This window comes from Wolbachia endosymbiont of Culex quinquefasciatus Pel, from assembly GCF_000073005.1.
In the GTDB taxonomy this organism is placed as follows: domain Bacteria; phylum Pseudomonadota; class Alphaproteobacteria; order Rickettsiales; family Anaplasmataceae; genus Wolbachia.
Window position 1 is genome coordinate 1,020,114 of record NC_010981.1, and the last position, 13,216, is coordinate 1,033,329.

The 13,216-nt window shown below is 35.2% G+C and carries 14 protein-coding genes and 3 tRNA genes; 2 read left to right on the top strand and 15 right to left on the bottom strand.

Annotated features, from left to right (window positions below):
- Window positions 1–75: 75 nt before the first annotated feature.
- The 5 genes from gyrA to WP_RS04750 all read right to left on the bottom strand — a co-directional run bounded on the left by gyrA (window position 76) and on the right by WP_RS04750 (window position 4,824).
- Entirely contained in the window at window positions 76–2,778 is a 2,703-nt protein-coding gene (gene gyrA, locus WP_RS04730) for a DNA topoisomerase (ATP-hydrolyzing) subunit A (protein WP_007302341.1), read from the bottom strand.
- A 51-nt stretch (window positions 2,779–2,829) separates the two neighbouring features.
- A tRNA-Val gene (locus WP_RS04735) sits at window positions 2,830–2,902 on the bottom strand.
- 64 nt (window positions 2,903–2,966) lie between these two features.
- Entirely contained in the window at window positions 2,967–3,833 is an 867-nt protein-coding gene (locus WP_RS04740) for a tetratricopeptide repeat protein (RefSeq protein ID WP_012481956.1), read from the bottom strand.
- Window positions 3,834–3,901: 68 nt separating this feature from the next.
- Entirely contained in the window at window positions 3,902–4,300 is a 399-nt protein-coding gene (locus WP_RS04745) for a DUF1284 domain-containing protein (protein WP_007302343.1), read from the bottom strand.
- Window positions 4,297–4,824, bottom strand: a complete 528-nt coding sequence (locus tag WP_RS04750) for a biotin transporter BioY (RefSeq protein ID WP_007302344.1) — start codon at window positions 4,822–4,824, stop codon at window positions 4,297–4,299. The genes WP_RS04745 and WP_RS04750 overlap by 4 nt, the downstream gene beginning before the upstream one ends.
- 96 nt (window positions 4,825–4,920) lie before the next feature.
- On the opposite strand from WP_RS04750, the gene WP_RS04755 reads away from it, so the two are divergent.
- A complete protein-coding gene (locus WP_RS04755; RefSeq protein WP_012481957.1) occupies window positions 4,921–5,493 on the top strand; it encodes a nitroreductase family protein in 573 nt (190 codons plus the stop codon).
- On the opposite strand, the gene WP_RS04760 is transcribed toward WP_RS04755, so the two are convergent.
- Window positions 5,469–6,668, bottom strand: a complete 1,200-nt coding sequence (locus tag WP_RS04760) for a glycoside hydrolase family 5 protein (RefSeq protein ID WP_019078623.1) — start codon at window positions 6,666–6,668, stop codon at window positions 5,469–5,471. The two genes, WP_RS04755 and WP_RS04760, sit on opposite strands and share 25 nt — an antisense overlap.
- Window positions 6,669–6,686: 18 nt before the next feature.
- Between WP_RS04760 and dapF the strand changes: the two genes are divergently transcribed.
- The gene (gene dapF, locus WP_RS04765; RefSeq protein WP_012481958.1) at window positions 6,687–7,481 is read left to right on the top strand and encodes a diaminopimelate epimerase; all 795 of its coding nucleotides are present in this window, start codon (window positions 6,687–6,689) and stop codon (window positions 7,479–7,481) included.
- 6 nt (window positions 7,482–7,487) lie between these two features.
- Here dapF and sucD read toward each other — a convergent pair whose 3' ends face one another.
- From sucD to hemF, 9 genes are all read right to left on the bottom strand, one after another.
- A complete protein-coding gene (gene sucD, locus WP_RS04770) occupies window positions 7,488–8,369 on the bottom strand; it encodes a succinate--CoA ligase subunit alpha (RefSeq protein ID WP_007302348.1) in 882 nt (293 codons plus the stop codon).
- A 3-nt stretch (window positions 8,370–8,372) separates the two neighbouring features.
- Window positions 8,373–9,533 (bottom strand): ADP-forming succinate--CoA ligase subunit beta, encoded by a 1,161-nt coding sequence (sucC, locus tag WP_RS04775; RefSeq protein ID WP_007302349.1) that lies wholly within the window; start codon window positions 9,531–9,533, stop codon window positions 8,373–8,375.
- Window positions 9,534–9,563: 30 nt separating this feature from the next.
- Complete coding sequence (rpsU, locus tag WP_RS04780; RefSeq protein ID WP_007302350.1) at window positions 9,564–9,764, bottom strand: 30S ribosomal protein S21; 201 nt, start codon at window positions 9,762–9,764, stop codon at window positions 9,564–9,566.
- A 198-nt stretch (window positions 9,765–9,962) separates the two neighbouring features.
- Window positions 9,963–10,036: transfer RNA gene (locus WP_RS04785), tRNA-Pro, on the bottom strand.
- A 122-nt stretch (window positions 10,037–10,158) separates the two neighbouring features.
- Window positions 10,159–10,854 carry a 16S rRNA (uracil(1498)-N(3))-methyltransferase gene (locus tag WP_RS04790; RefSeq protein ID WP_007302351.1) on the bottom strand — a complete coding sequence of 232 codons (696 nt, stop codon included), beginning with the start codon at window positions 10,852–10,854 and terminating at the stop codon, window positions 10,159–10,161.
- Window positions 10,855–10,886: 32 nt separating this feature from the next.
- Window positions 10,887–10,958, bottom strand: a tRNA-Glu gene (locus WP_RS04795).
- A 60-nt stretch (window positions 10,959–11,018) separates the two neighbouring features.
- Window positions 11,019–11,849, bottom strand: a complete 831-nt coding sequence (locus WP_RS04800; protein WP_007302352.1) for a hypothetical protein — start codon at window positions 11,847–11,849, stop codon at window positions 11,019–11,021.
- A gap of 3 nt (window positions 11,850–11,852) precedes the next feature.
- Entirely contained in the window at window positions 11,853–12,008 is a 156-nt protein-coding gene (locus WP_RS07730) for a hypothetical protein (RefSeq protein WP_007302353.1), read from the bottom strand.
- Window positions 12,009–12,242: 234 nt separating this feature from the next.
- Window positions 12,243–13,067: an oxygen-dependent coproporphyrinogen oxidase gene (hemF, locus tag WP_RS04810; protein ID WP_007302354.1), complete on the bottom strand. Its 825-nt coding sequence runs from the start codon at window positions 13,065–13,067 to the stop codon at window positions 12,243–12,245.
- Window positions 13,068–13,216 lie beyond the last annotated feature (149 nt).

The following is a 13,216-nucleotide window of genomic DNA, read 5'->3' on the forward strand; positions in this document are numbered from 1 at the left end:
GACACATATTTTAATTTAAATATTATAGATTAATCAATAGAAATTTGCACTATTTGTTTAACCTTTGCTATACAGTTAAGAAGAAACAGAGTTGTCAATTTCGGAAATACTATCTTCAGTGGAATCGGGATCCTCAATTTTCGCTACTGACACCACCTTTTCTCTACTCTCTGTTTTAAACAGAGTGACTCCTTGAGTGCTACGTCCTGCAATTCTGATATCATTTACTGAAATACGAATTAACTTTCCTTTATCTGTAATAAGCATGATATTATCACCCTGTTCAACTGGAAAGCTAGCAACAACATTACCGTTTCTGTCGGTAGTCAGGATATTTGTAATACCAACACCACCTCTATTTGTTACCCTATACTCGTACGCAGAAGTTCTTTTACCAAAGCCATTTTCAGTAATAGTTAATATGAACTCCTCATTCATTGCAAGTTTTAAGAACAGTTTGTTATCTATTCCTAAATCATTCAAAGTCTTTTCCAATTTAGAATCAATGAAGTTATTAATTGCAGTCCCCAGTCTTTTTGCAAGTGGAACTTTTAAGTAAAGTTCTTTTGTTTCTGTTGCTACACCTATCCCATTTAATATGGTCATAGATATCACGCTGTCATTCTTTGCAAGTTTGATACCTCTTACGCCATCTGAATTGCGACTTTTAAATTGACGCACATCACTTACAACAAATCTGATGCTTTTTCCAAGTGTTGTTGAAAGTAGAACATGATCAATTTCGCTACATACTTTAACTGATATTAACCTATCCCCTTCGTCGAGCTTTATTGCTATTTTTCCATTGCTTGGAATATAGTGAAAATCTGCTAAGGAGTTACGCCTTATGTTCCCATGAGCAGTAACAAAAACTATATTTTGATTTTCGTCATTCTCACTTGGAAGCGGCATGATGTTAGTTATAGTTTCACCATCGCTAAGCGGGAATATATTAACAAGCGCTCTTCCACGTGCAGTTGGCTCTGCAAGAGGCAGTTTATAAACCTTTAATCTGTAAACTCGACCAGTATTAGAAAAGAATAAAAGGCTAGTATGAGTATTTCCAACAAATAATTTTGTGATTACGTCCTCCTCTTTTAACCCCTGTCCTAGCTTTCCTTTTCCACCACGATGCTGGGTTCTATAGTGAGAGAGCTTCACACGTTTGATGTAACCATTCATAGTTACGGTCACTACCATATCTTCTTGTGGAATTAGATCTTCAGCTTCAATGTCCGTATCTGATTCCTCTATTGAAGTTTTTCGCGGCACAGCAAATCTGTTCTTTATTTCTTGTAGATTGTTTTTTATTTCTTTCATCAACTTCTCTCCTGAGCCAAGAAAAGCGATATATTCTTTTATCAGGTTGATCATTGAACTTAGCTCAGCTTCTAATTTGTCTTTTTCAAGGCCTGTTAAACGTTGCAATTTCATGTCAAGAATAGCTTTCGTTTGCAGCTCAGTTAATCTATACACTCCGTCTTTCAAAAAGCTCATGCTGTCTGAGATTAATCCAATAATTGTGTTTATCTCAGCTGAAGTTTTCCATTCTTTATTTAAAAGTTCTCTACTTGCTTCCGCAGGATCTTTTGCACCACGGATGATTTTTATCACTTCACCTATGCTCAAGACCGCAATGTAGAGCCCTATATATATATGAGCTTTTTCCCTCGTTTTTCTTAGACGAAATTCTGTTCTCCTGATTAATACTTCTTTTCTAAAATCAACAAAAGCAGCTATGATTTCTTTTAATGACATCAAAGCAGGCCTGTTATTGTTGAGGACTAGAGTGTTAACACTAAAACTACTTCTTAGTGGAGTTAGTCCTAATATTTGATTAAGTATAAAACTTGCTTCAGCATTTCTTCTGAGGTCAATTACTACCCTAATACCAGACTTATCAGACTCATCCCTAATTTCTGTTATGCCATCAATTCTTTTTTCTTTTACAAGCTCACCTATCTTCTCAATTAATTTTACTTTATTTACCTGGTAAGGTATTTCATTAATCACTATTGCTTGCCTATCTTGTGGCAGGTCTTCTATGTGAGTCTTGCCTTGCACAACAATTGAGCCACGACCAGTTGCAAATGCTGATCTTATTCCAGACCTTCCAAGAATCATTCCCCCAGTTGGGAAATCCGGCCCTGGCATCACTTCAAGTAACTCATCCAAAGTAACTTCAGGATTATCTATATATAACATACAAGCATCTATTATTTCTCCAAGGTTGTGAGAAGGAATATTGGTTGCCATACCAACTGCAACACCGCTTGCACCATTTACCAATAGATTCGGAAATTCTGCAGGCAGTACAACAGGCTCTGTTTCATTTCCATCATAGTTTGGCCTAAAATCAACTGTATCTTCGTCAATATCATTTAGTAAAAAATGCGACACTCTGTGGAGCCTTGCTTCTGTATATCGCATTGAAGCTGGCGGATCTCCATCTATCGAACCAAAGTTACCTTGCCCATCAATCAGTGGTAAAAGAAGAGAAAAATCTTGAGCCATCCTGACCAAGGAGTCATAGATAGCCATGTCACCATGTGGGTGATATTTTCCCATTACATCCCCGACTATACGAGCTGCTTTTTTATACGGTTTACCGGCATCGAACCCAGCCCTCGACATTGCGTATAATATGCGCCTATGAACAGGTTTAAATCCATCTCGCACATCAGGTATAGCTCGACTTATGATCACACTCATTGCGTAGGAGAGATAAGAATCCTCTAGCTCTTTCACTATTGAAACTGGTACTATGTTGTCTTGCATTTTCTATACTTTGATTGAAATAATTGTAATATTAATATTCAACTAGGCTAATGGGCAATGACAGACTTGAACTGCCGACCTCCTCGGTGTAAACGAGATGCTCTACCAGCTGAGCTAATTGCCCCTCTAGATATAATTCTATAGTTCAATGTTGTTGTTGTAAACAAAAATAGCGATACAAGCAACTCTTATGGAATCGCTGAGTGCGCACTATGGAGTTGTATAAATTTTAGCCTTGCTGCTACCTTGTATAAAGGTATTCTTTCACTTGCATTTTTTGACATGTTCAACAACTTTGAATAACATGCTGTGGCATTTTTAAAATCTGAGAGCTTATCTAGAATAACAGCTAAATTATAGGTATAAAAAATATTGTTTTGATCTAAAGAAATTGCTGCTTTCATATATTCTTTAGCTTTTATGTAATCCCCTTTTTTCATATAGATCAAACCTAAATTTGCTGATAAAGGGGCGCTATTTCTGAGTGTATCATACAATTTCAACATTTCACTCAATGCTAAATTAGGATCATATTGTGAAATTATCGTCAGAAAATTCTTTAATACATAAGGGTTGCTAGGATATTCTTTTAACAGTCTTGTGTAAATCTCTACAGCTTTTTTAAATTCTTTGTTAGCGTAATAGATATTCCCTAGTCCAATTAAAGCACTTTCATGATAAGGAAATTTTGCGATAATCTGATTGAGGAGAGAAGTAGCTGTTTCACTATCTCCTAACTCAAAGGAATCTTTTGCTTTTTTTAAAATAGAGTATATGTCAAAATTCTTGCCAGAATTCTGCGAAATTTTGATATTAAATTTGTCACTTTTTCTCTCGATAACATCAAGATCTTTATATTTTTTATCAGCTTTTATATGCTTGACAACACTATCAAAGACCTTCTGTATCTCCAAATTTTCACTAGCATAAGTAACAGAAGACCTCCATAAAATCACAACGCAAATTAACATGCAGACAAACATAGATCCTAGTGTTGTGGCATTGGCTGCAGCGCGTAACCAGTAAATCTTATTTCTTTGAACTATACGCAACACATTACAAATTCATAAATGCTAAATTACTTATCTAATATAATAATAAAGATATTATTAATTGGCAGATACTATTTAGAATGAGTTAAAAGAGCACTTCTACACATTCCATATGGTTGCCAATTACACTCCTCACATGCGTAGTCAAATTTCTCTAAAGACATTTTCTTTCTAATTCTTTTTACTGCTTCATTCCAGGTTAAAATCTCTCCTATTTTCATTCCTAAAATTTCCATATGCCTTCTATCTAGCTCTAAAACTTTAGCTTGTGTGGTACATTTACCTTGTTTAGTCTGGTTTGGGCAAACACTGCAAATAGTGTCAAGATTATCAACTACTTCGATTTTAGTATTAGGATCATTAATTACTTTACTTGCTATCTTTTTGTAATTTTCTACAAAACCCTGAGAATACCCATATCCTTGAAATGCAAGAGTGCACATGAAATGATGAGGACGAAATTTTATCATTTTTTCAAATATTGCAAAGCTGCTACAAGTAGAAAAATTTTTACCAAACCAGGAAGGATAAATGGTAAAACACCTACCATTATTGCTCGTTCCAGACCAAAGTAAACAGAAAGCCAACTAACACCACAAATAAAGATTACAGCTGTACCGGCCAGACAACTTAAAGAATTACACACAAATGATTTATATTTAGAGTTCAGTAATTCATTTACTTTGTTCATTACCATAACAGCAGCTAAACAGCCAATTAAATATCCACCTGTTGGTCCAAGAAAAATGTGACAACCACTAGAAAAATTCGCAAAAACAGGAAATCCTGCTGCACCAAGTGATAGATATGTAAGCACAGAATAGAATGCTGTTCTGCGGTTAAATTTAAGCCCAATGAGCATTACTCCTAAAGTTTGCAATGTGATAGGCACAGGCTGCAACGGTACGCTTATTTGAGCCATCAAGAATAAAAGTAAAACGCAAGACAATATTTCAACCAGTGTTGACCTACTGCTTGATTGTGTTATAAACATATCTTCCCAATAGAAATAACTTACTAAATGTAATATATGTGTATAAGAGGTTTTGCAATTTAAATTTTGCTCATATTGCGCTACAATGAATTATTTATGCACTATTTAAAAATGATGAGTAAACAAGATCTATTATCGTTGATGAAAGCAAGACACAGTGGACGTTCATACGATCCTACAAAAGCAATATCTCAAAAAGAAATGGGTATTTTAATAGAAGCTGTAAGGCTAACACCCTCGTGTTTTGGTGATGAACCTTGGCGATATGTGATATGCAACAAACAGAACAATCAAAGCGCATGGAAAAAATTGTTCGATTGCCTTGATGAATCTAATCAAAAGTGGGCAAAAGATGCACAAGTGTTAATCATATCTTTAAGTGCTAAAAACTTCCGAAAGCCAGACAAAGGGGGAAATTTTTGGGCTAAGCATGATACTGGTGCAGCAAATTACGCACTTATGCTACAGGCTACAGCTATAGGCTTAATGGCTCATCAGATGGGCGGATTTGACAAAGACAAAATAATAGAGAGGTTTAATGTACCTGATGATTTTAATGTAATGTCAGTGATAGCGGTTGGTTACGAGGAAGAAGGTGCCGAAGTTAAAGAAAAGAACAGAAAGCCAATAGAAGAAATATTTTTTTATGACGAATGGCCAGCGAGCTGACTTGACCATTCTTTTTTTAATATCTTAAAAATTGGATTATCTGGCAAATAATTTTTTTTCATCCTACCCTCTTCAATTGCTTGCCAATCTTTCCATGAAAGCTTTTTACTTCCCAATTCATAATCCATTCCATCCCACATATCTTCTCGAAAGCCATAAACAGCAAAGTGCCAATTATATTCATTAAAAATAGAAGTAAGATCTCGAAAATAGTGCTCTAATCCTTTTGAACAGCGATGTACGCCAAACTCTCCAGCAAGGATCTGATAATCTTGTATATTATACTTCTCTTGGAAAATTTTTACAGGTTCTATATATAATTTTAACTTATCTTTATTCCAATACTCTACTTTTTTTCCATCAAAAGATTGAACATGTCCAGGGTAGGCAAAGTTATCCTGGTTTAATTTTAAATTTGTATAAGCAAAGGGCTCATACATGTGAAAAGAATAAAGAATATTAGAATCATCAACTGGTTTGAATTTATCAAAAGTATTAGAGTCAGCATAACTGCTGCTATCAAGTATTATTGGGGTCTCTGAGTCAACTTGGCGGACACTGTTTACCACGCTGCTATAAAAGCCAAATAGATTCTTCTGAACTTTGCTTTGTTCTACGTTATAAATAGCCGAATCTGCAGTATTATAAAGCCTTTCTGGATGTGGTTCATTTAAGATATTATATCCAACAATAGCAGGATGATCTTTAAGCTCTTTCGCAAGATCTTGCCAAAATTTTGCTGCTTGTTTTTGAAAAGCTTGATCTGACCATAAACGTAAATCATCTTTATCGTTATTATTTTGCTTCCATCTAGATCCAGGTAAGCTAAGCATCGTTAACACTACTGGTATTTTTTGTTGATGAAAAGCATCTAAAACATCTTTCAGAACTTTCAGGTCTTTGGGAATTAGGCCCTGATAACTGTCTGCATTACCTAAGAGGAAGTCACGTTGCGTAGTTTCAAATTTGTCAGGAGCAAGACGAATAAAACCAATTTTGTATTCCTTTGCTGCTTTGATTAAGTCACTATCAACTTTTCTATTGAAAACATTTGCTCCCTTTCTAACTCCAGTTTGCCAAAAGAGCATTTTGCTGTTCTCCGGTATTGACTTAGCACTCACATTACAGAAAACTATAGAATACAAAACAGCTGTAATTAGAAGAAAAATTTTCACTTATATAATTTTGCTATAATGGTAAGTAACCTAACAGACAAGATCCCGTTTGTAAAGATGCATGGTACTGGCAATAGTTTTGTTATCATAGACTCACGTTCAGCAAATAATTTAGACTGGAATTATAGACAAATTGCTGATCAAGGCAGTTGTGATCAAGTGATAATTATAACAATGTCTAATGCTGCAAACTGCTTTATGCATATCTACAATGCTGACGGTAGTCGAGCTGAAATGTGTGGAAACGCAGCACGCTGTGTTGGGTATTTGATAATGTTAGAAAAAGGTACTGAATATATCACTATTGAGCTGATAAATAATCGTATCTTAGAATGTTTTAAAGTAGGTGATAAATCAATAAAGGTCAATATGGGTAAACCACTGCTTAAATGGAATGAAATTCCTCTTTCTTGTGAATGCGATCCCCTTTATCTACCTATAGAGCTTGAAATGCTGAAAGAGCCAGTTGCAGTAAATATTGGTAACCCTCATATAGTTTTTTTTGTTGATAACATAAGCGAAATACCATTGCAGAATTTAGGACCAAAGCTAGAAAATCACGAATTATTTCCTCAGAAAACAAATGTTAGTATTGCACAAATAGAAAAATCTGGAGAAATAAACTTAAGAGTTTGGGAAAGAGGAACAGGTATTACTGCTTCATGTGGTAGTGCGGCTTGTGCAGCATTTGTTGCATCTATACTTCGTAAGTGTTTGGCTACTAAACAAACTTCAGTACATTTACCAGGAGGTCATTTACTGATTGAGTGGTCAAAAAATATACTGATGACTGGGGATATAGGGTTTTTATGACCTAGGCTAGGCACTGACACTCATTACTTCTAACACCTTTTTACCAATCACAGCAGGGGTTTCTGCAATCGCAATCCCAGCACTGCGCATAACCTCTAACTTTGCACCAGCACTTCCACCGCTGGAAGAGATGATTGCTCCAGCGTGTCCCATACGTCTTCCTGGAGGTGCCGTTTGGCCTGCTACAAAACCAACGATTGGCTTTTTAGTTTTTTCTGTTTTCACAAAATGTGATACATCTTCTTCTTCGTTTCCACCTATTTCACCAATAACTACAATACCATGAGTATCGTCATCTTTTAAAAAGAGCTCCATACAGTCAACAAATGTCATACCATGAACTGGATCCCCCCCAATTCCGATACACGTGGATTGACCAAGACCAACAGCAGTTGTTTGTGCTACCGCTTCATAAGTTAAAGTTCCAGAGCGAGACATAATTCCTATATGTCCACGTTTGTGAATATGTCCTGGCATAATTCCTATTTTGCATTCTTCAGGTGTAATAACCCCTGGACAGTTTGGGCCAATCAATCGACTGTTTGAACCAGCGAGAGCATGCTTTACCTTTACCATGTCAAGTATAGGAATGCCCTCTGTAATACAAATTATCAATTCTATTTTTGCATCTATTGCTTCAAGTATTGCAGCAGCAGCAAATTTAGCAGGTACATATATAACTGTAGCATTTGCACAGGTTTTTTCTTTGGCTTCTGCTACAGTATTAAAAACCGGTAAATTAAGGTGAGTGCTACCACCCTTTCCAGGAGTTACACCTCCCACCATTTTCGTTCCGTAATCAATTGCTTGCTCTGAATGAAATGTGCCTTGTGCACCAGTAAAACCCTGGCATATTAATCTTGTATCTTTGTTTACTAAAACGGACATGCTTTATTTTACCTCTTTTACTATCTTTTGCGCAGCATCACCCAGTTCATCTGCAGCAATAATATTTAATCCTGACTCTTCTAAGATTTTTTTTCCTTCTTCAAAATTAGTACCTGATAATCTAACCACTAGAGGAACTTTAATGCTCATTTCTTTTGCAGCCGCAACAATTCCACTTGCGATAATATCGCAACGCATTATACCACCAAATATGTTAACCAGAATTCCTTTTACGTTGCTATCAGACAATATGATTTTAAATGCTTCAGTTACAGTTTCTTTACTCGCTCCACCACCAACATCCAAAAAGTTAGCAGGCTCTGCTCCATAGTACTTTATTATATCCATTGTTGCCATAGCAAGACCTGCACCGTTCACCATGCAACCAATATTGCCATCCATTTTGATGTAACTAAGTCCATGTTTTGAAGCTTCTATCTCTTCTTTAACTTCTTCATCATAATCACGAAGCTGCACGATTTCTGGATGACGATATAAAGCGTTGTCATCAAAATTAATTTTAGCATCAAGTGCAACAAAATCCCCAGAATTTGTTTCAACTAGTGGGTTAATTTCTATTTGGCTTGCATCAGTTGTAATAAACGCATCATATATATTTTTTGCAATATTTGTTATTCTTTCTATTTGTTCTGAATTCAAATTAAAATTATTGGCAAGTTTACTGTTATCAAGATTTGTAAAACCAGTAGCAGGGTCAATATCAAATTTCACAATTTTTGTAGGAGAATTTTTTGCTACCTCTTCAATATCCATACCACCTTCTGAGGAAAATATAAATACTAACCTACTGAGCTTTGGATCAACTACTAGACTCAAATAGTACTCTTTTTTAATGCTTGAACCTTCCTCAATGTATATTCTTCTTACCTGCTGTCCACTAGGCCCTGTTTGATGAGTAACTAAAGTTATGCCGAGCATGTTCTTTACAAACTGTTGAGCTTCTTCAACTGACTTTGCTAGCTTTACACCACCAGCCTTACCCCTACCACCTGCATGAATCTGAGCTTTAACCACAAACACGTCAGATTTTAGTTGATTTATTTGAGTTTCTACTCCTTCTGCAGATGTAGCAACAAAACCCTTTGGTACCGGGACATTAAACTTGTGTAAAATTTCCTTTGCTTGATATTCATGAATATTCATAAGATAACTAATTATTAACCTTAGTAAAAACTACCAACCATAACGCTGTCTTCTGCATTCTTGCTGATACCTCTTTTTCCTTGCTTCAGCTTTTTTTTTAGCTGTTTTCTCTGATTTCTTTTCGTGATATTTTTTTTTCATTTTGAGCCCTCTTCCTTCCTTTTGAATTATTTTTCTCAACACTGGAAGAGCTCTATCTACATCACCATAATGGACTGATACTTCAATCAAACTCTATACCTCCTTCGGTAATCACTTCAAAATCCATTTATAAATTAGAAAATTAACATTGTCAATTATTTTATAAACTTGAGCGATAGAATATGATATGCAGTGATTTATATGAAAAAAGCTTCATTCTGCTGTCAATCATTTACTTGCTGATAAAAATTGCTCTTAGGTTACAGTGCTCTTGTAATTTTTCTAATCTCGGGGCGGAGAGATTTGAACTCCCGACCCTTTGGTCCCAAACCAAATGCGCTACCAGGCTGCGCTACGCCCCGACTTCTTTACTAAGAGTATCGATAGTTCGGAAAAATGCAAGTTTCATTTATTTCTTTTAGGAAAAATATAATGCAGATTTCTTTATATAGAGTGTCAAGTTGCACTAGCCATATTAAAAAATCTAGCTATACCAATTGGTGAAGGTTAATGCAGCAACTACAGCAGTATCAACTCTCAAAATTCTTTTTCCTAGACTCAGTTTCTGACAAAATTTATTGGCAGAATCAAGTTCGCAAGATGAAAAACCACCTTCGGGGCCAACAATAATAGCAACGTTTTTCTTGCCTTTTAGAACTTTATTAGGAGGTTGTCCTTCACCTGTTTCATCACACAAAACAAAATTTTTATTCTGGGAATCGGATAATTCACAAAAATTAATAGGAAGAAAAATCTGTGGTATACTTGTCCTACCGGATTGTTCCGCAGCTTCAATTGCCTGTAATTTCGCTCTACTTAGGTTAATGTTTTTTACTACTGTACGTTCTGTTGAAATAAATTGAATGCAGGTTACTCCCATTTCAGTTGCTTGTCTTACTATGTTGCTTAAGGCGCCGCTTTTTACCAGAGCACAATACAAATATAGATTTTTTTCATGTTGTTGTTGTTTAGTGCGTTCTTTTATTATAATTTTTGTCGATTTACTTGATATATTCACTACTTCTCCTAACCATTCTCCATCCTTTCCATTAAAAAGATAGATGTTATCATGCTTCTTAAGCCGCATTACATTGTAAATATAGTGACTTTGTCGTGGATGAAGCGCCAAACTTACATTTTGTGATAAAGCTTCTTCAACATAAAGCCTAATTTTTTTCATTCAAAACTTTAGTTATTTGCATTCTGTTTGAGTGACTCTTACGGGATTTGAACCCGTGTTACCACCGTGAAAGGGTGGTGTCCTAACCACTAGACGAAAGAGTCGACTTGAATCTAACTGAGTTATATCGATTATACATATAAAGTCAATTCAATTATTTTGAATCACACAGTTAGAGTAGTGATTTTATATCGACAGCCTCCTATTACCCCATGTTCAATGCTTACTGAACCTATCTCAGATTTAGGAGCTTTAGATCCTAATTCTAATTTTTGTTCAACTTTTGTATCTGAATCATAGCCAGAATCGTATCCAGAATCTCTACGCTCAAAATTTTGCCTTATTTCTTTTACGTTAAAGCCAGCCTTGGTCTTGATTTGCTGACTCGCTGGCTTATTAGCACTTTGCTCATTTAGTTTTACTTGCAAATTATTCACTTTATCCTTCACTAATCCATGATAAGTCCCAGAATTATCTTTTATATGTTTTGCTTGTCTTTCTGATCTCTTTTTCGATAAATCTACTTTAGCATAAATAGGCTCTGGTTGCTCTTTATGATTTAAGCTAGTGGGCTTTTTTTGCTCTGAGAAATCATCTACATCTTCATAAATAGGTTCTCCTGATATACTAGAATAACCACTATCTTTCAATGATAAATTTTCAGTAGATCTTTTATGCAAATCATATACTTCAGCATAAATGGATTCTTCCGATACGCTCAACTCTTCTAATGAGTTACTAACCTTAGCGTCATATACCTCATCATAAATGGGCTCTTTTAAAAGTAAAATATCATCATGCTCAAAAATCCTAGGAGGTTTTTTAGGTGAGTTGGCCTTAAATTTTATCTCTACTTCCTCTTTAAGCTTGTCACAACTTTCCGTTTGTTTCAAAATCTCCAATATTTCTTTTCTTTCTTTTTTTATTAGCTCACCAAGCACTAAACAACATTTTTCTTTATGATCTTTGAGACTGTCCTTATCTCCGTACTGCATAGCTTATGATGCTATTTTGTATTGAAGGATTACATTTCCTATACTATTATTTATCTCATTAATATTTGCTCCAGCACTAATAAGTAACGTCATTACATTATGATCAAGATTTGTTACTGCATACTCTAAAGCTCGATTTAAAGTTTGATCATTATTCAAGTCAAATGACCCCTTGTTCCTAAAAGGATTAATTCTAGAAAAGAGTTTTTCAAAGCTGTTTACTATATTATGAAGACTTAAAGCTAGCCTCACGCCTCTTATATTGCTATTTCTAGCGGATTTAATTAAAAAACTATCTACTTATACCCATGATTGTACCCCTCTATACAAAAGCTCACCATATGTGGTACAATCTTAAACTATAACGATTTATTTTATATTAATAATCGCTTTTCACACCCACTTAACAAGAGGAGGCATCGACATCATAATTGCATCGGGGTTACCATTAGTCATTAAACCAAACCTTGTACCACGATCATAAAGAAGATTGAACTCCACATATCTGCCACGTTTTATCAATTGTTCTTCTCGTTGTTCTTTTGTCCAAGATTTTTGCATATGTTTGTGTATGATGTGTAAGTAAATTTCTAAAAAGGCTTCACCTACTGCTTTTGTGAACTCAAAATCGTTTTTCCAGTTGCCAGAAGTTAGATTGTCATAAAAAATTCCACCAATACCACGTGGCTCTTTTCTATGTTGTAAAAAAAAGTAATCATCACATTGCTTTTTAAATTTCGGATAATATTCGATGTTGAACTCATCGCAAGTTGCTTTAATTGATTCGTGAATATACTTGCAATCTCCCTCATCCTTATAAATTGGAGTAAAGTCCATTCCTCCACCAAACCATTGTTTTGAGGTATATATCAATCTTGTGTTCATATGTGCTGCAGGGATAAGGGGAGATTGCATGTGAGACACTAAAGATATACCGCTTGCCCAAAACTCTCCATTGCTTTCACTTGCACCAGAAATTTCATTAATGGCTGAGTCTTCGAGCTTTCCGTATACTCTTGAAACGTTTATTCCAACTTTTTCAAAAATATTACCAAAGATAATTGTAGATTCACCACTTCCTCCACCTGGTCGGTTCCACTTTCTTTTTTCGATTTTTGGTTGTGTGAATGACTGTACCTCAATTGATAAGAAAGATTCGGTGATCTTGTTTCTCAGTGCGCAGAACCATTCAAATGCTTGTGTCTTTTGTTTTTCCATAATGCCTTCTGTTGGCTTATTAATATTATTGTACTCTATATTTACAGGACTTAATTAGATTGGGATAGTAACTACTCATCAAGGATGTTAATAAATCTATAATAATTAAATCAATATAGTAGAATATTTTTATATGTGCAAGGATGCCA

Excerpts from the sequence above, each read along its gene's own strand:
- gyrA (WP_007302341.1), bottom strand. The coding sequence starts at position 2,778 with ATGCAAGACAACATAGTACCAGTTTCAATAGTGAAAGAGCTAGAGGAT.
- WP_RS04745 (WP_007302343.1), bottom strand. The coding sequence starts at position 4,300 with ATGATAAAATTTCGTCCTCATCATTTCATGTGCACTCTTGCATTTCAA.
- WP_RS04750 (WP_007302344.1), bottom strand. The coding sequence starts at position 4,824 with ATGTTTATAACACAATCAAGCAGTAGGTCAACACTGGTTGAAATATTG.
- WP_RS04755 (WP_012481957.1), top strand. The coding sequence starts at position 4,921 with ATGCACTATTTAAAAATGATGAGTAAACAAGATCTATTATCGTTGATG.
- dapF (WP_012481958.1), top strand. The coding sequence starts at position 6,687 with ATGGTAAGTAACCTAACAGACAAGATCCCGTTTGTAAAGATGCATGGT.
- sucD (WP_007302348.1), bottom strand. The coding sequence starts at position 8,369 with ATGTCCGTTTTAGTAAACAAAGATACAAGATTAATATGCCAGGGTTTT.
- sucC (WP_007302349.1), bottom strand. The coding sequence starts at position 9,533 with ATGAATATTCATGAATATCAAGCAAAGGAAATTTTACACAAGTTTAAT.
- WP_RS04790 (WP_007302351.1), bottom strand. The coding sequence starts at position 10,854 with ATGAAAAAAATTAGGCTTTATGTTGAAGAAGCTTTATCACAAAATGTA.
- WP_RS04800 (WP_007302352.1), bottom strand. The coding sequence starts at position 11,849 with ATGCAGTACGGAGATAAGGACAGTCTCAAAGATCATAAAGAAAAATGT.
- hemF (WP_007302354.1), bottom strand. The coding sequence starts at position 13,067 with ATGGAAAAACAAAAGACACAAGCATTTGAATGGTTCTGCGCACTGAGA.